General features: G+C 64.0%; 17 protein-coding genes. 1 reads left to right on the top strand and 16 read right to left on the bottom strand.

Annotation, left to right across the window (positions count from 1 at the left end; genetic code table 11):
• Window positions 1–47: 47 nt before the first annotated feature.
• The 11 genes from GR158_RS07470 to GR158_RS07420 all read right to left on the bottom strand — a co-directional run bounded on the left by GR158_RS07470 (window position 48) and on the right by GR158_RS07420 (window position 12,292).
• Entirely contained in the window at window positions 48–1,055 is a 1,008-nt protein-coding gene (locus GR158_RS07470) for a CorA family divalent cation transporter (protein WP_160870576.1), read from the bottom strand.
• Window positions 1,056–1,069: 14 nt separating this feature from the next.
• Complete coding sequence (gene ppk2 / locus GR158_RS07465; RefSeq protein ID WP_134648788.1) at window positions 1,070–1,978, bottom strand: polyphosphate kinase 2; 909 nt, start codon at window positions 1,976–1,978, stop codon at window positions 1,070–1,072.
• A 151-nt stretch (window positions 1,979–2,129) separates the two neighbouring features.
• The gene (locus GR158_RS07460) at window positions 2,130–3,590 is read right to left on the bottom strand and encodes an FAD/NAD(P)-binding protein (RefSeq protein ID WP_160870575.1); all 1,461 of its coding nucleotides are present in this window, start codon (window positions 3,588–3,590) and stop codon (window positions 2,130–2,132) included.
• 2 nt (window positions 3,591–3,592) lie between these two features.
• Window positions 3,593–5,005, bottom strand: coding sequence for an LLM class flavin-dependent oxidoreductase (locus tag GR158_RS07455; RefSeq protein ID WP_160870574.1), 1,413 nt, complete (start codon window positions 5,003–5,005; stop codon window positions 3,593–3,595).
• Between the two features lie 233 nt (window positions 5,006–5,238).
• On the bottom strand, window positions 5,239–6,453 hold the full coding sequence (locus tag GR158_RS07450) for an SfnB family sulfur acquisition oxidoreductase (RefSeq protein WP_160870573.1): 1,215 nt from the start codon (window positions 6,451–6,453) through the stop codon (window positions 5,239–5,241).
• Window positions 6,454–6,534: 81 nt separating this feature from the next.
• Complete coding sequence (locus GR158_RS07445; protein WP_160870572.1) at window positions 6,535–7,575, bottom strand: isopenicillin N synthase family oxygenase; 1,041 nt, start codon at window positions 7,573–7,575, stop codon at window positions 6,535–6,537.
• 215 nt (window positions 7,576–7,790) lie between these two features.
• On the bottom strand, window positions 7,791–9,152 hold the full coding sequence (locus tag GR158_RS07440) for an O-acetylhomoserine aminocarboxypropyltransferase/cysteine synthase family protein (RefSeq protein ID WP_160870571.1): 1,362 nt from the start codon (window positions 9,150–9,152) through the stop codon (window positions 7,791–7,793).
• Between the two features lie 25 nt (window positions 9,153–9,177).
• Window positions 9,178–9,474 (bottom strand): hypothetical protein, encoded by a 297-nt coding sequence (locus GR158_RS07435; RefSeq protein WP_160870570.1) that lies wholly within the window; start codon window positions 9,472–9,474, stop codon window positions 9,178–9,180.
• Complete coding sequence (locus GR158_RS07430) at window positions 9,464–10,252, bottom strand: ABC transporter ATP-binding protein (protein WP_160870569.1); 789 nt, start codon at window positions 10,250–10,252, stop codon at window positions 9,464–9,466. The genes GR158_RS07435 and GR158_RS07430 overlap by 11 nt, the downstream gene beginning before the upstream one ends.
• Window positions 10,252–11,253 (bottom strand): ABC transporter permease, encoded by a 1,002-nt coding sequence (locus GR158_RS07425; protein ID WP_160870568.1) that lies wholly within the window; start codon window positions 11,251–11,253, stop codon window positions 10,252–10,254. Before GR158_RS07425 ends, GR158_RS07430 begins: the two co-directional genes overlap by 1 nt.
• A gap of 4 nt (window positions 11,254–11,257) precedes the next feature.
• Window positions 11,258–12,292 (bottom strand): ABC transporter substrate-binding protein, encoded by a 1,035-nt coding sequence (locus GR158_RS07420; RefSeq protein ID WP_160870567.1) that lies wholly within the window; start codon window positions 12,290–12,292, stop codon window positions 11,258–11,260.
• A 431-nt stretch (window positions 12,293–12,723) separates the two neighbouring features.
• Here GR158_RS07420 and ssuD point away from each other — a divergent pair, with 431 nt between their 5' ends.
• Entirely contained in the window at window positions 12,724–13,893 is a 1,170-nt protein-coding gene (gene ssuD / locus GR158_RS07415; protein WP_160870566.1) for an FMNH2-dependent alkanesulfonate monooxygenase, read from the top strand.
• Window positions 13,894–14,001: 108 nt separating this feature from the next.
• On the opposite strand, the gene GR158_RS07410 is transcribed toward ssuD, so the two are convergent.
• The 5 genes from GR158_RS07410 to GR158_RS07390 form a co-directional block, all read right to left on the bottom strand.
• Window positions 14,002–15,675: a glycerol-3-phosphate dehydrogenase/oxidase gene (locus tag GR158_RS07410; protein WP_160870565.1), complete on the bottom strand. Its 1,674-nt coding sequence runs from the start codon at window positions 15,673–15,675 to the stop codon at window positions 14,002–14,004.
• Window positions 15,676–15,690: 15 nt separating this feature from the next.
• Complete coding sequence (locus GR158_RS07405) at window positions 15,691–17,214, bottom strand: FGGY-family carbohydrate kinase (protein ID WP_160870564.1); 1,524 nt, start codon at window positions 17,212–17,214, stop codon at window positions 15,691–15,693.
• A gap of 67 nt (window positions 17,215–17,281) precedes the next feature.
• Window positions 17,282–18,136, bottom strand: a complete 855-nt coding sequence (locus GR158_RS07400; protein WP_202402175.1) for a DeoR/GlpR family DNA-binding transcription regulator — start codon at window positions 18,134–18,136, stop codon at window positions 17,282–17,284.
• 112 nt (window positions 18,137–18,248) lie between these two features.
• The gene (locus GR158_RS07395) at window positions 18,249–19,196 is read right to left on the bottom strand and encodes a D-ribose ABC transporter substrate-binding protein (protein ID WP_134648774.1); all 948 of its coding nucleotides are present in this window, start codon (window positions 19,194–19,196) and stop codon (window positions 18,249–18,251) included.
• Between the two features lie 116 nt (window positions 19,197–19,312).
• Entirely contained in the window at window positions 19,313–20,353 is a 1,041-nt protein-coding gene (locus GR158_RS07390) for an ABC transporter permease (RefSeq protein WP_160870563.1), read from the bottom strand.
• Window positions 20,354–20,355 lie beyond the last annotated feature (2 nt).

Raw genomic sequence — 20,355 nt, 5'->3', positions numbered from 1 at the left:
AATTTAGATGAGATTGCAAGACCCTTTTTTGGAAGATCCCGGAATCCTCAGAAGCGAAGGCTGATCCCGGCGCGGCGCAGCAACCAGTAGAAAAGCCCGGTCGCGGCGATCCCCAGCGCCATGGCCCAGCCGAAACCCGAATCGCCGTGGCTGAACGGCAGGCCGGCCGTGTTCATGCCGAAGACGCCCACAACCAGCGTGCCGGGCAGGAGAAGCGCGCTCATGATCGCCATGGCGCGCAGGCTGCGGTTGGACTCGTCGGCAAGCTCGGCCGCCATTTCCTCCTGAAGCAGGCGGGCGCGATCGTTGAGGGTGACGATTTCGCGATCGAGCCGTTCGAGCCGCAGGGAAAGCCGGCGCAGAACGGCATGGGCCGTTTCCGACAGCGTCCAGCCCTCCCGGTCTTCCTCATCGAAAAGCGCCACCATCCCGGCGACGGGCCGGTGCAGGGACACGGCGAGGCGGCGAACCTCCTTCAGGCTGCGCCGTTCGTCGCTCAGCCGTTCGGTGACGATCCGATCCTCGATGGTATCGAGCAGGCCAGACGCCTCCTTGAGCCGAAGATTGGTGTTCTTGCAGAAGGCGGCGACAATGCCTTCGAACAGCTCGTAGGCCGTGGCGGGCGCGAATCCCTCCGAGAACGAGCGGCGCACCTTGTCCACAGCGGCGAGCGGATGGCGCCGCGCCGTCACGAGAAGCCGGTCGGTCAGTGCGAAATGCAGCCGTCCGACCACGGTCGTCACGCGTCCCATGTCCTGCTCCAGGTCGACCACGACGCCGTGGGTGGTGCCCGCCTCGTGGCCCAGCACCAGGCTCTCGTCGTGCCCGTCGAGGACCGCACGTGCGGCGATGGGAAGGGCACAGCGCCCGGTCAGCCAACCCTGCATGCGCTGATCGACGAGATCGACATGCAGCCAGACCCACCCGCTGTCGTCGGCCAATGCCGCATCGAGATCCTGCGGCGCGATCGGCCGCACACGCCCGCCGGGTTCTCCCCGCCAGGCGCCGACGAGCCCGGGCGCATGCCCGCCTTCATTCTCACTTAAAAGCGTCACAGGTCCCGGCCGCGTCAGTAGACCTCGGGAACATACATTTCGTCGGGTGGCTCACGGCGAATGTAGTCGTCATGCCGCACGCGTTCCGGCAGTTCGACGGCGGCCTTCGGCACGTCCTCGTAGGGCACCTGCGCAAGAAGGTGGGCGATGCAGTTCAGGCGCGCTTTCTTCTTGTCCACGGCCTCGACGATCCACCACGGCGCCTCGGGAATGTGCGTGCGCTCCAGCATCTCTTCCTTGGCCTTGGTGTAGTCTTCCCAATGGACGCGGCTTTCCAGGTCCATCGGCGACAGCTTCCACTGCTTCAGCGGATCGTGGATGCGCATGCGGAAGCGGAATTCCTGCTCGTCGTCGGTAATCGAGAACCAGTATTTGATGAGGATGATACCCGAACGCACGAGCATACGCTCGAATTCCGGCACCGAGCGGAAGAACTCCTCCAGTTCGTCGGGCGTGCAGAAGCCCATGACGCGCTCGACGCCGGCGCGGTTGTACCAGGAGCGGTCGAACAGCACCATTTCGCCGGCCGTCGGCAGATGCGGCACATAGCGCTGGAAGTACCACTGATTGCGTTCGCGCTCGGTCGGTGCAGGCAGCGCGACGACGCGGCAGACACGCGGGTTGAGCCGCTGCGTGACGCGCTTGATGGCGCCGCCCTTGCCGGCGGAATCGCGCCCTTCGAACAGCACGACAACCTTGAGCTTCTTGTGCTGGACCCAGTCCTGAAGCTTGACCAGTTCGTGCTGGAGGCGGAACAGCTCGCGGAAATAGATGCGGCGCTCCAGCGTCGGCGCGGGCGCCTCGGACATGCCCTCCGAGATGAGGTCGTCCAGTCGATCCTCCTCGATCTGCATTTCGAGCTCCTCGTCGAAGCTGTCGGCAATTTCCGCCTTGATGCGGTTCAGATTGTTGTCGTTGAACATGACCGGTATCCGCCAATGAACGCTGCGCCCGGAGGCGGCCGCCGCCGGGGTCAGTGAGGCGCATGCCGGCCGCAAGCCAGCATCGGCGCTGCCTAGAGATAGGAAGGCTTCATGAAGCTTTTGTGACGGCAGCATGTGCGCCACCGGCGTCTCAGTCGGTCCGGTAGTTCGCCGTCGTGACCGTTTCCGAAATTGGATGCGTCAGGACCGCAGCGATCCGCTCGGCCACGAAGAGCGCGTGTTCCGTCACCTGGGGCAGGCCCATCAGTTCGCCGAACGTCCCGCGGGCAAGCGGCCCCGCGACATAGAGATCGCGCATGCTCGTGCCGTCCTTGTCGATGACGCGGCTGTCGGCATCGACCGCTATGCCGAGACCGACATTGTCGACCTGCAGAAGACCGGCTTCCGCGAGCCCGGCGAGACAAGGCTGGCTGGACAGGATGCTGCCATGGCCTGGCCCTGTCGCCAGCACCAGCGCATCGTAGCGCCCTTCGAAGGGCTGACCTCCACGGCGCGGGCGGAACGTTACCGCGATCGTATCGTCCGGCTCGCGCGAGACCGCGGCAAGCGACGCCGCATGAAAGTCGAGGCCGCCGGTTGAAAGACGCCGCTCGATGGCCGCCTCGACCTGCGGCGCGATGCGGAAACGGTGGACATCCCAGTAGGGCCGCAGGAAGCGCACGAGCCGCCTTCGCTCGGAAACCGGCAGGGCGCGCCAGATGTCACCACCCTGCGCCCGCAGCCGATCGAAGACCGCGTGCCATGTCACGCCATGCGCCTCGGCGACTGCGATCGTACGGCGAACCCGCTTCAGCAGGACGCCCGCCGTGCGGCTCGGCGGATCGGCGAACTCGCCGAAGGGCTCCTGCGGCAGCAGATTATGACCGCGCGAGCGCAACCCGCGCCGGGAAACGGCGGTTATCCTGCCGGAATGACCGGCCGCATCGAGCGCGGCGATAATGTCGGCCGCGGTCAATCCCGTTCCGACGATCAGTACGCGATCGTGGGGCCGGATCGCCGCGAGCGCCGATGGCCGGGTCGCATCCGCGATGTAACGGGGATGCCCGGCAAGCGCCCGTACGATGCCGGCGGGCGCCTGCGGACCCGGATGGCTCGTCGCCAGGACGAGGTGGTCGGCCACGAGGCCTGCACCATCCTCCGTCTCGATCCGCCATGCCTTGCCCGCCCGCGCGACCCTGACGACGCGCGCCCTGTGATGTTCGACAGCGCCGGCCGCCAGGAACGGCTGGAGCTGCGCCGCGACGTAACGTCCAAAGGCCGAGCGGCGCGCGAAGACATGGCCATCAGGCGTCGTCGCGTCCGCATCGTCATCCAGCGCGCCCGTCCCGACCAGCCAGTCCTGGAAATGTGACCCCTCGCTTGGGATAAGCGACATGCGCGAAGCCGGTACGTTGATGCGGTGGACGGGTTCGGCCGTATCATAGGCCAGCCCGCCGCCAAGGTTTGCACGCGGCTCATAGACCACGATGCGGACCGCCTCTGCACGCACAAGACCAGCGAGATGATAGGCCAACGCCGCGCCGGTGAAGCCGCCGCCGATGATGGCGACAACCGGCCGGGACAGCTCTTTGTGCGGAAAAGGCACCGTCATGATCACCCCGCGATCTTCACGGCCGGGACAACCTCGGCCTCGCGTCGTTTGAAAGCCTCGATATCCCGGTAGCCCTCCGCCGGATGAGACTTCGGCAGATACGGCCCCTCGCCGAACAGTTTCTCCCGCAGCGTTCCCGGCTTGTAGGCCGTGGGATAGGCGCCGCGCTTTTGCAATTCCGGCACGATATGGCCGACGACATCCTCGAAACTGTCAGGCGTTACGGCATAGGCGATGTTGAAGCCATCGACATCCGTATCCGCTACCCACTCCTGCAGGATATCGGCGATGTGCTCCGGCGAGCCGACAAAGACCGGGCCCATGCCCCCGATGCCGCCGAATTGCGCCAGCTCGTCGATGGTCCATGACTTGTCGCCGCCGGCAATGTGCTCGACGAAGGAATGGATCGCATTTGTCTCGATCCTCTCGACGACATCGGTCGGCGCATATTGCCCGAAATCGATGCCGCTCCAGCCGGACATGAAGGTCAGCGAGCCGTCATAGGAGACATAGCTGCGGTAATCCGCGAATTTTTTCTGCGCCTTCTCTTCCGTCTCGTCCGTGATGATGGTGACGAGCGTATAAATGTAAACCTTCTTCGGATCGCGCCCTGCGGCGGCGATCCGCTGGCGAATATCGGCGACATAGGCCCTGAGCACGGCCTTGGTCGGCGCCGCCACGAAGATGCATTCGGCATGGCCGGCGGCGAATGCCTTGCCGGGACCGGACGCGCCGGCCTGGTATAGCACGGGCGTGCGCTGCGGCGAAGGCTCCGTCAAGCCGTAGCCCGGCACCTCGAAATACTTGCCCTTGTGACCGATCTCGTGGACCTTTTCGGGATGGGTAAAGATGCGATTTTCGCTGTCACGCACGACGGCGCCCTCTTCCCAGGACCCTTCCAGCAGCTTGTAGAGCACTTCGAGATATTCGGCGGCGACCTCGTAGCGGTTGTCATGCTGGCGAAGACCGCCCTGCCCAACATTCTTCGCCCCGCTCTCCAGATAGGAGGTGACGATGTTCCAGCCCACGCGGCCCTTGGTGTGATGATCGGCCGTCGCCAGCCGCCGGGCGAAGGTATAGGGGTGTTCGAAGGACGTCGAGGCGGTTATGCCAATACCCAAGTGCTGCGTGGCGAGCGCGATGGGCGCTGCCAGTTGCAGGGGATCGTTCACCGGTATCTGCGCGGCCTGATGGATGGCGTGGTAATTGGAGCCCTTGTAGACGTCGTAATAGCCGACGACGTCGGCGATGAAGATGCCATCGAAGACGCCGCGCTCCAGCGTGCGGGCAAGGTCCTGCCAATAGTCCAGATCCTTGTATTTCGCAGACTTGTCGCGTGGATGCGCCCACAGGCCCGGTGACTGATGGCCCACGCAGTTCATGTCGAAGGCATTGAAACGAATGTGGCGTGCCATGTGTGTCTCCAGAGGTGGGGAATGCCGAGCGGCTTCCGGTTCTGGCGGAGAATAATGCTCCTGCGCATTAAATACAGAAATTCCATCTTTTATATAGATTAATTTTGGAAATCGCATTTCAGCCGAACCGTCCAAGCCAGGCAAACCGCCAGGTCTTGCGGCACCAGCGCATAAAAAAGGCCGCAATCCCAAAGGATTGCGGCCAGTCGACCACCCCCACCACGAGGTTGATCTCAAAGCGCTCCGTTTTTCGGCGGAATGACGTCGTTGAGATGATAGTTGCCCACGACGTGGTATTTCCAGCGAACCGGATCATGCAGCGTATGGGTGCGGGCGTTGCGCCAGTGGCGTTCGAGGTTGAGGCCGCGCTTCGTCGCGGATGTGCCGGCAAGCTCGAAAAGCACGTTCGTCGCATCGATGACCAGTTCGGTCGTCAGGACCTTCGCAGCGGCCACCGCGAGCGTTGCGGCGACAGCATTGTCCGCGTTGAGGCTCACCTGCGCCTGGTCGATCTTCCGCCCCGCCCGCTCCACCGTCGCCTCGGCCGCCTCTATGCGGATGGCCAGGTCGCCCACCCGGGTGATCGTCAGTGGATCGTCCGCGGCCCGCTCGACGCCCGAATCCATCCATGGACGTGCCTTGTCGCGGACATAACCGATGAGTTCCTTGAACGCGGCGCGGGCAATGCCGAGATCGACGCCGGCATGGATGATCTGTCCGACGGAGCCGATTGTGCCCGGTCGTTCGAAGCCCTTCTGATGCGGCACGACGGCATCGGCGGGAACATAGACGTCGCGCAAGATCGTCGTGCCGCTTCCCGTCGTGCGCTGGCCGAAGCCGTCCCAGTCGTCAACGATCTCGATGCCATCGGTGTCACGCGGCACGAAGGACATGGTCAGCCGGTCCTGATCGTCAAGCGCGAAGACGGTGACCCAATGGGCGAACAGCACACCCGTCGAGTAGAACTTGCGCCCATTGATGCGAAACCCCGCCCCGTCAGGCGTGATGCGCGTGTTGTAGTCACCGACCGTCTTCGTGCCGACCTCCGAAAGGGCATTGCCGAAGCGGTCGCCGGCAAGGGCGCGGCCGAAATAGAAGCGCTTCTGCGCCTCGCTCCCGTCATGGCGCAAGGCCTCCAGGATATAGAAATGGTTCTGCGGGATCTGCCCGATCGAGCTGTCGGCCTCCGAAAGGATCGCCGTCACCTCCGCAAGCACCGCGTTCGAAACATCGATGCCGCCGTATTCGGCGGGAACCGTGATGGCGAGCAGGCCCGAGTCGGAAAGCCTGTCCAGCTCCTCGTGCGGCAAGGCGCGTTCGAAGTCGCGCCGGCTCGCGCCGCCGGCGAATTCTGTGGCGAGCGCGCGGGCAACGGAAAGCGCCTCCTCCTCGCTTGCGATGCGGTTGGCAACCTTCGGGGGCTGGACGAGCGTGGTGACGCTGCTCATGGTTCTTCCTTTCTGATTAAGGCCGGCATCCTAAGGCCGGCATCGGCGCTCGAATGGCCACGTTCGAAACCGCGACCCGCGTCACGCCTTGGCGGGCTTGTCCAGCAGATGAAGCAGGTCGGAATGGTGTCGCTCGGCCACATCGGGATGGGAGCGCAGCCGGCTCTTCAGGTGGTTGATGCCGACCTCGCGGAAGATGGGATTGAGCGGATCGACCGTGACGCCGCGCTCGCCGCGCTTCAGTTCCTCCGGCAGCGGAATGACGGGGATGGTTGCGTCGTAACGCGCACCGAGGAAGAAGGCGACCGAGAAGCGCTCCACGCCGGCCGGCGGCGTCACGACATCATGCACGTCGGCGCGCACGAAACCGTTCGTCGCCAGTTCGAGCAACTCGCCGCTGTTGATGATGAAGGTTCCAGGCACCGGCGGCGCCTCGATCCAGACACCCTCTTCGGTGCGGATGCGCAGGCCGGGCGTTGTATCCTGCAGCAGGACCGTGACGAAGCCGCCATCCTTGTGTGCGCCGACCCCCTGGTCGCTGCCGGCAGCCTCGCGGCCGGGATAGCGGATGATCTTCAAGAGCTGGGACGGCGTCGGCTCGTAGATGTCGGCGAAGGCATTTTCCGGCTGCCCAAGCGAAAGCGCGATCGCCTTCAGCACGTCGATACCGATGCGTGTGACTTCCGCCTGATAGCGCAGGAGAAGCGGTTTCAGTTCCGGCAGCGCCTCCGGCCATTGGTTGGGGCCGTGAAGCCGGTTCCAGGGCGTATCCGCGCCACCCTCGACAACCGTGCCCTCGGTGTTGATGTCGAGCTGTTCGCGCCAATCCTGCTCGCCGCGCGTGCGCTCGTATCCGGCCCGATTGTAGCCGCGAAAATGCGGCGACTTGACCATCTCGATCGACAGCTTTTCGGCCTCGGGCAGCGCGAAGAAGCGCTTCGAAACGGCGATAACGTCATCGATCAGGCTCTGCGGCACGCCGTGGCCCGTGAGATAGAAGAAGCCGTGATCGTGCAGAACGCGGGTGAGCTCCCGGATGAAGCCGTCACGTTCGGCGACATCGCCATAGAACCTTGAAAAATCGATGGTCGGCAGATGAACCGGCTTGGTGTGTATCGTCATGTCGCGCGTCCCGCGTTGTTGTGGCGTGGCCGGACAATGTGCCGCGCCCGATCTGAAACGAGACTAGCGGTCGCTTCACAAAAATACAGAAATTCTATCTTTTTTATGCGATTAAAGATGAAATGGCATTTCTTTTGACGGAACGGCAGTTCCTGCAAAGGAAGCCCCGGCGCTGGGAGGAGGTACGCCGGGGCGGTACCGATCGAACGGACGGGTCAGGCCAGTGAAATGGCGCGTTCGAGATCGGCGATCAGGTCATCGGGATGTTCGAGGCCGATGGACAGGCGCACATAGCCGGGCGTTACGCCGGTTGCGAGCTGGTCGTCCTGCGACAGTTGCGAATGGGTCGTCGTCGCGGGATGGATCGCCAGCGAGCGGGCATCCCCGATATTGGCGAGGTGATAGAACAGCTGAAGATTGTCGATGAAGCGGCGGCCAGCCTCACGCCCGCCCTTCAGCTCGAAACCGACCAGCGCGCCAAAATAGCCCGGCTTGAAATACTTGTCCGCCCGGGCCTTGGCCGTGCCCTCCTGGAACTTCGGGAAGATCACGCGCTCGACCTTCGCGTGGCCCTTGAGGAATTCGGCGACCTTCACCGCGTTCTCATTATGCTGGCGCAGGCGCAGCGGCAGGGTTTCGAGCCCTTGGATGAACTGGAAGGCGTTCTGCGGGCTGATCGCGGCACCCAGATCGCGCAGCAGCACGGCGCGGGCGCGCAGGATATAGGGATGGAAGCCGATGGCCGCCGCCTTCTCGATCCAGGTCTTGCCCTGGTAGCTCGCGTCGGGCTCCGTCAGGTTCGGCTGGCGGGCCGGGTTCTCCGTCCAGGGAAAGGTGCCGCTATCGACGATCGCGCCGCCGATGGACGTGCCGTGACCGCCGATATATTTCGTGGTCGAATAGACAACGACAGCCGCGCCATGCTCCAGCGGACGGATGACCAGCGGGGCGGCAGTGTTGTCGACGATCAGCGGAACGCCGTGCCGGCGACCGATGGCGGCGACTTCCGCGATCGGGAAGACTTCCAGCTTCGGGTTCGGCAGGGATTCAACATAATAGGCGCGCGTGTGCTCATCCGTCGCTTTCTCGAAGGCTTCCGGATCGGCCGCGTCGACAAAGCGCGTCTCGATGCCGAAGCTTTTCAGTGTCGCCGCAAACAGCGCCCAGGTGCCGCCGTAGAGGCCGGCGGCGCTGACGATATTGTCGCCGGCGCGCGCAAGGTTGAGGATGGCGAAGGCGGAGGCCGCCTGCCCCGACGAGACCGCCAGCGCCGCCGCGCCGCCTTCGAGCTCTGCCAGCCGTTGTTCGAAGGCATCCTGCGTCGGGTTGGAGACCCGCGTGTAGAGATGGCCGGGCGCCTCAAGCGCAAAGAGCTTGTCCGCCCCGTCGGTGCCGGGCAGCTGGAACGAGGACGTCTGGTAGATGGGCACGGCGACCGCGCCCGTCGAGGGATCGAAGCGGAAACTGCCGCCGTGCAGCGCGATGGTTTCGGGGTGTCGGCTCTTGAACGTCGCGGCGCCCGCGGGAAGGTCGACGATATCCTGCTCGGCGACCTCGGGGGATTGATGGATCGTCATGACATTTCTCCTATGATGACGCGCTTCAGGCGCGCGAGGGACGAGCCGACAGGAACGCGCCGGCGACGAAGAGGCTTGATGCGACCCAGAAGGCTTCCGGCGCGTACCACCGGATGCCGTAAAGGTGATCGTTGGTGCAGAGCGCCTGGGCGAGCGCACAGAGATCCGTCGCCCCGGCAATGCAGGTCACGGCCTGGCGGACGCTCAGGTAGTCGGCCTCGATGACCTTGCTGAAGATCAGCCACCACCAGCCGAGCGCGGCGATGGAAAAGACACCTCCGGCCGCAGCGATGATCGGATAGGGTCGCGCGCTAGACGTCATGGGAAATCCCGAGCTTTTCCAGCAGTTCACGGCGAAGCGCGACGAGGCCGGCGTCATCGCGCCGTCGCGGATGGGGCCGATCGACACGCACCTCTGCGACGATGGACGCCGGCCGGTCCGACAGCACGATCACCCGGTCGGCGAGAAGCAGCGCTTCCTCGACATCGTGTGTGACGAGAAGCGCGGTGAAACCGGCACTCTTCCAAAGCTCGAGAAGCTCGTTCTGCATTTTCAGCCGCGTCAGCGAGTCGAGTTTGCCGAAGGGCTCATCAAGCAACAGGAGTTTGGGATCGTTGACGAGGGCACGGGCGAGGGCCGCACGCTGGGCCATGCCGCCGGACAGCTGATGCGGATAGACATCCGCGAAGCCCTCAAGCTTCACCAGCTTCAGCACCTCGTCGATCCGGTACTCCAGCTCTCGGATGAGACCGCGCGCCTCCAGGCCGATCGCGACATTGTCCCGCACCGTGCGCCATGGAAACAGCGTCGCATCCTGAAAGACGAGGAGACGGTCCGGATCGGGTGCAATGATCGGCCGCCCGTCCTCCAGCACACGGCCGGTGGTTGGCGTCTCCAGGCCGGCCGCAAGCCGCAGGAGCGTGGACTTGCCGCAACCCGACGGCCCGAGCAGGGCGACGAACTCACCGGGCTCGATGACGATGCTGACATTGTCGAGAACCTGAAGGTCCCTGCCGTCGAGGTCGTAGCGGTGTGTGACGCCTTCGATATCGAGGGCAATGCTGTTCGAGACAACGTTCTCCGCAAGAGCAAGCGCCATCAGAGAATCCCCTTCTGCCAGCCGAGCAACCTGTCGCGCACCACGAAGAGCAGGCGCACGAGGCCCGCGCAGATCAGCGCCATGATGATGAGGGCGGCATAGACATTGGCGTAGGCCGAATAGGCGGTGTTGAACTGGAGATACCAGCCGAGGCCGAACTTCGCGCCGAGCATTTCGGCGACGACCAGCACGGCGAAGGAGTAGTAAAGCCCCATGAAGACGCCGACGAAGACGTTCGGCAACGACGCGGGAATGGCGACCTTGAAGATGAGGAAGCGATTGCTGGCGCCGAGCGTACGAGCGACATCATAGAACGAGCGGTTGACCTGCCCGACGCCGGCGGCCGTGAGGATGGCGACAGGAATGCCGGACGCGAGCGCGACGAGGAAGATGGACGCGTGGAAGGTCGTCGGAAACAGGAAGAACGTGCAGGGAATCCAGGCGCTGGCCGGCACGGGGCCGATCAGCTTGAGAAGCGGCATGCCCCAGTAGGCGAAGCGCTTCGACCAGCCGAGCGCCACGCCGCCGGCAAAGCCCACGAGGACGCCCGAAAAGAAGCCGAGACCCCAGAGCCGCCCGGTATAGGCGACGCAGATCAAAAGCCGCTCCCAATCCGTGACATAGACATGCAGCAGGCCCTGCGGCGGCGAGAAGAAGGGTTTGGGCAGCCAGCCGAGCTTGGCCGTCAGCACTTCCCACGCGGCAAGCCACAGGCCGAGCACGATGAACCAGGGCCCGTAGTGCACGAGGGTGCGTCCAACGCTGCCGAGGCGGTGCACCGTCAAGGACAGCGCAACAAACAGGATCGCGCCGGCAAGCGTCACGATTGCGAACAGCTCCGTTGCGCCCCAGGTGATGACATCGGGCAAGCCGTAGGTCATGGCGGAGGCGAGCAGCCATGTTCCGGCTGCAAGCAGGCCGTTTCGCCACAGGCCGGTGACGGGCAAAGCGAGGGATCGCCGCCCTGTCCCGCCGAATGTATCCTCTATCGCAGCGCTCATGGCATCACGCGAAGATGTCGATGGTGATGCGGTTTGCGATCTCGTCGGGGTCCGTCGACGCATCGATGACGCCGGTCAGCTTGAGATCCTCGTAGCCGATCTTCACCTCCTTCAGCAGATCCTTGCCGAACCAGTGGTCGTGGTAGGTAAAGGAGGAGAGGACTTCCGTCAGGTCTTCCAGCGGAAGGCCGGGCTTCAGCGTATCGAAGTACCACTTGGCGACCTCGTCCGGGTGTTTCGCCGTGTACTGGTGGATTTCCAGATTGGCGGCGGCGACGCGCTTGATGGCATCCTTGTTGGCCTCGTAATAATCGCCGTTGACGCCGAGCACGCAGCACACGCGGTCCTTGAAGGTACCGGTCTGCGTGTCGGCGACGCGGCGGAAGCCGTGCTGCTTTTCATAGGAATAGGCCCAGGGGTCCATGTGCGCGACGGCATCCGCCTCGCCCTTCAGCACGCCCTCCGCCACGAGATCGAACGGAAAGACCTTCCAGGTGACATCGGTCTCGGGATTGAGGCCCGCCTTGGCGAGCGCGACGGAAAAGGCGACGCGCGACGGCGACATGACATCGAAGGTGCCGATGGTCTTTCCCTTGAGGTCCGTCAGCGTCTTGATGTCGGAGTCCGGCTTGACGAGCACGCTCTGGCAGCCGCCATGCGAACCGGCAAAGAGCCGCACGTCGAAACCCTGCTCGATGGGCTTCAGCCAGTCGTACAGCAGGCCCGGCCCGGCTTCCGCCTTGCGGGTGGCGAGCGCCTGGATCAGGGTCTGGCCGCTGGCGCCCTGATAGAACAGCTCCACATCCAGGCCATGCTTGGCATAGATGCCCTTGGAAAGACCGAAGCCGACAGGCGAATGGCAGGCCGCCACTTCCGTCCATTCCAGCTTGATCGGTATCGGATTGCCGGCGATGGCATAGCGCGTCGAGCGCGCACCGATGATACCGGCCGTGGCCGCTGCGGCGGTTACCCCGGCTGCCTTGATCAGGCCGCGACGCGACAGGCCCTTGGAAAAGGTGGATTCGGATTGCTGGGTCATCAGAGGTCCCCTCGACTGTTGATGACATCAGCTTAGTTGAAACGCTTATTGTTTATAGATTTTATAGATTATATGTCGCCGTGTGACGGGAATATTGTTTTGTCGAGTGCCGCCGCTCGCGCATTCTGGTCCTCATGACGGGAGAGGAAACGACTTTGCTGCCTATCAAGGCGACCACAGCGGTTGCCGGCAGCCTGAATGAAACATTTTGTCGGGAGAACGCGTCGATGCGGCCCATATTCACTTGAAAACCGTGGCAGACGTCGATCGCGTTTTTACCTTCCATAGGTCGCGATAAAAATCCACGGGCATCCGCCATAAGAGAATTTAATTCCTTACTGAAAATATAGAATTTATTATCCTCCGGGAAACGCCTGTGTTCTCAGGCGCATCATAAGAGACGGCACCATGCACACCGCAGGAGACATTTCGTGACGAAGACAGCCAATCCCCTCGATTTCCTGTGGTTCATCCCATCATCCGGCGACGGCTCCTATCTCGGCTCCGACAAGCTGAGCCGTCCATCGGATCCGGGCTATTTCCGCGAGATCGCCGTTGCCGTCGATCGGCTGGGTTATTCGGGCGTTCTCATCCCGGTCGGCGCGGCCTGCGAGGAGTCCTTCGTGCTTGCCGCCGATCTCGCCGCGCGGACGGAACAGCTGAAATTCCTCGTCGCCATCCGCCCCGGCACGGCAACACCGGCCTATTACGCCCGCCTTGCCTCGACGCTCGACCGCGTATCGAACGGCCGCCTGCTGCTCAACATCGTCGTGGGCGGCAGCGCGCAGGAACTGGCCGGCGACGGCATCTTCCTGCCGCATGACGAGCGCTACGACCACGCCGCCGAATTCTTCAAGGTCTTCAATGAACTGATCGAAACCGGAAGGTCCACCCTGGACGGCAAATATATCAAGGCAATCGATGCCCAGCTCGGCCTTCCTCCGGTGCAGCAGCCGCGCCCGCCGATCTATTTCGGCGGCTCCTCGGACGCCGCGATAGATTTCGCCGGCGGTCTCGTCGACAAGTACCTCACCTGGGGCGAACCTCCGGCGCTGGTGGCCGAAAAGATCGCGCATGCCCGCAAGGCCGCCGCTGCCAAGGGCCGCGACGCGACCTTCGGCATCCGGCTGCATTTCATCGTGCGGGAGACGGACGACGAGGCCTGGGAGGCAGCCGACAGGCTGATCTCCCATCTGTCCGACGAGGCGATTGCAGCGGCACAGGAAGTGCTGACCAAGAATTCGGATTCGGTCGGCCAGGCACGCATGGTCGCCCTGCACAACGGCCGCCGCGACAAGCTGGAAGTCTCGCCCAACCTTTGGGCCGGCATCGGGCTCGTGCGGTCCGGTGCAGGAACGGCGCTGGTCGGCTCGCCGAAGACGGTTGCCGCACGCCTGCGCGAATACCAGGACCTCGGCATCGACACGGTCATTGCCTCGGGTTATCCGCATCTCGAAGAGGCCTACCGCGTCTCCGAACTGCTCTTCCCGGAACTCGGCCTGCCCGGGCCGCGCAACCAGCTGCGCGCCTCCTTCGGTCACCATCAGGTTTTCGGCGGCGGCGGCCACGGCGGCAACGTCAAGCTCACCTCCGCTTCCTGAGTACCACGCCGTCGCCTTGCGTCACGCCGGAGCCTCCGGCGGGCGCCTTGATCACGGGTTCTCGGAAGCGAGACCAGCCACGAGGACGGGTTAAGCGGAAGCCGCGCCTTAAAGGCTGACGCGGTTGAAAGCCGTGAGGTGTGCGGTGACGGCAGCGAGTTCCTCGGCCCGCTTCTCCTCGCTCCAGCCGAGAGCCGCAGCCGCAACGCGTGCGATCTCGTCGAGCCCCGCCGCGGTCAGCTTGCCCTCGATCGCAAGCGTCGTGCGGCGCATGACGATATCGGCGAGATGGCCGACCATCTCGTTGCGCACGATCCAGTCGATCTCGCCCTGGCCATAGCCTTCGACGTGGACGAGCGGCTGGTCGCCCACCTGGCGGATATGCGCCAGCACCGCGTCGGCGGTCGTGCCGTACCGTGCAAGAAGCGTTTCTATCCGAGACGCCGGAAGGCCACTTTCTGCGGCACGCCGTCCGATCCACGCCTTGCGCGTGGCCTCGTCCGTCGGGAAATCCCGTCCGCCACCGATCGGCAGCATCTGGGTGCTGACCGTGCGGCTGCGACCGATGCGCGAGAGGATCGTGTCGGCGACTTCCTCGGCAAATCCACGAAACGTCGTCCACTTGCCACCGACCAACGAGATGACCGGGAACGGCCGTCCCTTGGCCGGCTCGGCGACCGGTGCCGAATGGTCGCGGCTGATCAGGCCCGGATTGCTGGCATCGGATGCCGGGAGCGGACGAATACCGCTATAGGCATAAACGATCTGCTCGCGGTTGAACTCGAGTTTCGGCAGGAGGGCGCGCAAGCTGGCGATGAAGTAGTCGATCTCGTCTTCCTCGCAGCGCACCGTATCCGGATTGTCGGCCTTGATATCCGTCGAGCCGACGAGGGCGAGCCCGAGGAAATCGTAGACCAGGCAGATGCGCCCGTCGTCAGCCTCGAAGTAGATCATCCGGCCCTTCAGGCTTTTCACCAGGTCCGGATGCTGCAGCAGGATATGCGAGCCCTTGGTACCGCCGATCAGCTTGCCGGATATGCCGAGCGCTTCATTGACGTGATCGATCCACGCGCCGGCTGCATTCACCACGGTCCCGCCGCGAACCAGCCGCTCGTCGCCGTTTGCGTCGCGCAGCGTGATCACCCCGTCCTGTTGGCCGATCAGCGTGGTGCCATTCATCGCGCGGGAGCCCACGCTGGCGTCAAGGCCATCGCGCACCAGTTCCCAGACGAGCCGCTCAGGCCGGCTGATCTTCGCATCATAATAGATGCCGCCGGCGACGATACGCGGCGTCAGCGCCGGCATTTCCCGGAGCGCCTTGCGGCGGAAGAAGAACTGGTGCTTCGGCATCACCCGGTGGCGCGCGCCGTAGAGATCATAAAGCGCCAGGCCGATCTTGATGAGCACGGCGCCACGGCTGCGCGGCGCGGTCGTGGAGCCGAGAAGCGTGCGCAACGCGGCAAAGGCCCCCTTCATCAGGGAGAAGGACGGGATGAAGGTCGGCAGCGGCTCCACGCAATGCGGTGCGTTGCGCAGAAGCAGGTTGCGCTCCAGCGTCGACTGCGCGACGAGGCCAAGCTCGCCGGTCTCCAGATACTTGATGCCGCCGTGGATGAGGCGCGAGGGCGCTGCACTGGTGCCGGCGCCGAAATCCGCCTTTTCGACAATCAGGCACTTCAGCCCCTGGAGGCAGAGGTCGCGAAAGAGCCCTGCCCCGTTGATGCCCGCGCCGAGAATGATGACGTCGAATGTTTCGACCGCATCCGCTGTCATGTCCGTCATGATGGGTATGTCCTGTTACTGTGCCGCGCCGCCGAGACGCCGCAGCGTCGGCCAGAGCGGCTTCATGGCCTCTGCGAGATCGAGAAACACCCGGTACTTCTCGTCATAGGCTTTCTGCCGGCCGGGGTCCGGCTGATAGGTCGTTTCGATCGACGCCAAATCGCGGGGATCGTCCGTCGGAGAGGCGAAAAGCCCCGCGCCCGCGCCAGCGCAGAGCGCCGCACCCCAGGCGGCAGCCTCCTCGGTGCGCGTCGCCGTCACCGGCATGCCGAGAATATCGGCGAAGAGACCGGCCATGGCCGGATTGCGCGAGACGCCGCCCGTCAAGCGTGCCGAACGGGGTGCAAATCCGTCGCGCAACGCATCGACATGGACACGGTGGTTGAACGCGATGCCTTCCAGCACGGCGCGCACCAGATCGCCACGGTCATGCCAGGCATTGAGGCCATAGAAACCGGCGCTCGAAGCACCACCGAAGGGCGACCCGAAAAGATAGGGATGGAAGAAGACGCTCGACGGTCGGGCGCGTGCCGCCTCGAATTCCTGACCGAGAATGGCGTGGATGCTCTGACCGGCGGCTTCCGCCGTCTTCGCATCGCTGGCGCAGAACTGATCGATGAACCAGTCGTAATTGGCGGTCGAGGCCGGCGAGATCGACATGCTGTTCCATTCGCCGGGAAGGATGCCGTTGCGGCAGAACCAGCGGGCATCGACCTTCGGCGCACGCGACACCGTTTCATTGATCGAATAGGTGCCGGCAATGACGGCGACGACACCTTCGCCGTAACCACCCATGCCGAGCGCGGAGGCGGTGACGTCGTGGAGACCGGCCATGACGGGCGTGCCCTCGACGAGGCCCGTGAGGCGCGCGGTGGCCGCGGTCACGCCGCCGACGACCTCGGTAGAGCCTGCGATCGGTGGCTGCCGGCCGACGAGACCGTCCAGCCCGAACAGCCGCAATGCGTCGTCAGTGTAGTCCTGGGTGCGAACGTCGGTGAAGGACGTGCTCGCCTCCGTCCGGTCCGTGCCGATCGTGCCGCAAAGGCAGAAGCGCAGCCAGTCCTTCGCGGCGATGAAATGCGCAATCCGCGCATAACGCTCGGGCTCGTTGTCGCGTATCCAGCGCAAGATGGCAGACGGCGCCGAGGCGTGCGGCTTCTGGCCCGTCAGAGCCAGCGATTGTTCGCCGATCTCGGCACTGTTCCAGGCATCCGCAATCGCATCGGCGCGCGTGTCGAGCGAAACGATGGCGTTGCCGAGCGGTCGCGTATCCTTGTCCAAGAGGTAGATGCCGTCGCCATGGGCCGTGGCCGCGATGGCGACGATGTCGGAAGCCGGACGGCCGCAGGCAAAGACCGCCTCCCGGATCGCGTCTGCGGTCGCCGCCCACATGCCGTTCATGTCGCGCTCGATATGCTGCGGCGCGGGGATGAGCTGCGGGACGCGCCGACGGGCGGTGGACAGAACCGTGCCGTCCGCATCGAAAATCACCGCCTTCGTCACGGTCAGTCCGCTGTCTATACCCAAGATGCAGGGCATCGTTGTCTCCATTCTCAAGCGAAGGAGAAACGGTGCCCGGCATCAGCTGTCCGCACCAGCGAACCCTTCAGCCGGACCGCTCCCCATCCGCCACTATGACGTTGATCCCCTTCGAGCGCAGGCGCGACAGATGGGAGACCGGAATATCCTCGTCGACGATCACGGCGTCGAATTCCTGCAGCGTCGCGAAGTGATGCAGCGCGCGCCGCTCGAACTTGGTGTGATCAGCCAGAAGCACGCGACGCGACGCGCATTCGAACATCGCCCGCTTGGTCTCCACCGTCTCCGGCGACTGGTGGTAGACGGCCTCATCGACGATGGCCGAGAGCGACATGAACACGGTATCGGCGCGCAGCCGGCGGATTTCGTTGGTGGTGATGTGCCCCATGAAGGCATTGCACCAATGGTAGAACTGCCCCCCGAGACAGATGAGGTTGATGTCCTTCACCTCCTTCAGCTCGGTGATGAGGACGAGGGAATTGGTGATGACCGTCAGCGGCACCTTGGCCGGCAGGAAACGCGTCATCTCGTGGACCGTGGTGGCATCGTCCATGAAGATCGCCTGCCCCGGCTCGACGAACTGCATCGCCGCCCTGGCGATGGCCTTCTTCTCCTTGGCCTGCTTGGTCGCACGATAGGCGTCGGAGGACTCGATCAGGCTCGTCGGCGCTGCGGAAACGATGCCGCGCGTCTTGCGAAACAGCCCACGGCTGACGAGTTCGTCGACATCGCGGTGAGCGGTCATCAGGCTGATGCCGAAACGTTCGGTCAGGTCCTCGATGCGCAGCGAGCCCTCGGCGATCACCGCCTCGGCGATCATCTGGCGTCGCGCGATCTGTCGGGCGTGCCGGCTGTCGCTCGGCAACTCCTCCGAAAGCAAATCCTTGACATCGACTTTCTTGTTCACGGGAAATCCTGCCATGCTTCGAGGTAAGAGCTGTCGTATCTCGTATCGGGCGGCAAGGAGAATACCAAGCTGACCGGGCAGTGCCCTGGTGGGATGGGAGCGCCCCGAAAGGCGCCCCCGGTCTCGATTACTCGCTCAGAACGAACGGAGCGGTGTACTTGTCGACATTGTCCTTGGTGATCAGCAGGCAATCGAAGAGCTGCTTTTCGGTTTCGACGCCGGTCGAGCCCGTCTTGATGACGTTGTCGGCCTGCTTGACGGCTGCTTCCGAGAAGACGGCAACCGGCTGAAGGACCGTATACTGCAGTTCACCGGCCTTGATGGCGGCGACAGCGTCCGGCGAACCGTCGAAGCCGCCGACCTTGACCTGGTCGAGCTTGCCGGCTTCCTTCAGGGCAGCGATGGCGCCAAGGGCCATTTCGTCGTTACCGCTGATCACGCCGATGATGTCGGGATTTGCCTGGAGCAGCGACTGCATCTTGGCATGGCCCTTGGTGCGGTCCCAGTCAGCGACTTCGCGGCCAACCTTCTCGAGGTCCGGGTACTGCGTCAGCACGGTTTCATACCCGTTGGAACGCGTTGCAGCGTTGTTGTCGGAGGGCGCGCCGAAGAGTTCGACATACTTGCCCGTCTCGCCGACCGACTCGACCCACTGCTGCGCACCGAGAGCGGCGCCCTGAGCGTTGTTGGAGACGAGCTGCGCCTTGGCGAGGCCTTCCTGGTTGATCTCGGCATTGACGAGAATGACCGGGATACCGGCAGCAACGGCTTTCTTGACCGCGCCGACCGAACCGTCGGCATTGGCCGGGTCGAGGATGATCGCGACCGACTTGTTGGTGATCGCGGTGTCGATCAGGTTGCTTTCGGTGTTGGTGTCGCCCTTGTGCGCGCCGACATTGGCCGTGTAGCCGAGGCCTTCGGCCGTCTTCTTGGCAACTTCGCCTTCCGTGAACCAGTACGGGTTAGACGGATCGTTGACGATGACGGTGATGAGGCCTTCGGCCCAGGCCGAGCTGAACAGCAGCGGCACGACGGCCGTTGCTGCGAAGAGGATACGCATACCTTTTTTGAACATAGTCTCACTCCCTTTGTTGAGTCCGTTGACGCCGGTGTCCGGCAATACTTTCCGCGGCCGGCTCCTCGATGGTCCGCCTCGTCGGGCCGCGGTCAGTTCTAGTCAGCCGTCGCGTTTCAGCGACGGCCGTATTTGACGCTGTTCAGGAGAACGGCGGTAACGATGACGGCGCCGGTGAAGACCGTCTGCCAGTAGGCGGAGACGCCGATGATCACGAGGCCATCCGACAGGAAGCCGATCACGAAGGCGCCCAGCATGGTGCCGATGACCGTGCCGCGGCCACCCGTCAGCGCCGCACCGCCGATCACCACGGCCGCGATTGCGGTCAGTTCGTAAGTGGTGCCGGCCGTCGGGCCTGCCGACGTCAGCTGCGATGACAGGACAAGGCCCGCCACGGCGGCGCAGATACCGGAAAGCACATAGACGCTGATCTTGACGCGCTTGACCGGCACGCCCGACAGTTCGGCCGCGCGCTCGTTGCCGCCGGACGCATAGAGCCAGCGGCCGAAGGCGGTACGCGTCAACAGGATGTGGCAGACGACCGCGAAGACCAGGAGAACGAGGACGCCGATCGGCACGCCGGCCAGGCGGTTGAAGCCGAGCCAGTCGAAACCGGTATTGCCAAGCTCCGGACGGCCGCCGAGATTGTTGTAGGTGAGGCCGTTGGTCATCAGGAGAGCGATGCCGCGGGCAACGTAGAGCACGCCGAGCGTGGCGACGAAGGCCGGGACGCGCAGATAGGCGATCAGCACGCCGTTGACCGCGCCGACGACCGCGCCGAGCAGGCAGGTCAGGACCACGACGACCCAGACGGACGGATAGAGGATCACCCCGATTTGCGGCAGCGTCACGCCCTGCATCAGGAAGCCCGCGACCACCCCGGCAAGCCCAAGGGTCGAACCGACCGACAGGTCGATGCCGCCATTGAGGATGACGAGCAGCATGCCGATGGCCAGGAGGCCGAAAATCGCCACATGCGACGCCATGATCAGGAAGTTGTTGATCGTGAAATAGTTCGGCGACATCAGCGAGAAGACGACCACGATGGCGATCAACGCGAAGAAGGCGCGGCCTTCGAACAGCAGTTCGACAAGGCTTTTCTTGCGCTTGCCGCCGCTCGTCGCCGCCTTCGTGTCTATTGCAGGTGTGACTGACATGC

Source organism: Shinella sp. AETb1-6 (assembly GCF_009826875.1).
GTDB lineage: Bacteria > Pseudomonadota > Alphaproteobacteria > Rhizobiales > Rhizobiaceae > Shinella > Shinella sumterensis.
The sequence above is the reverse complement of the archived record's forward strand: the minus strand, read 5'-3'. Positions and strand labels throughout refer to the sequence as shown.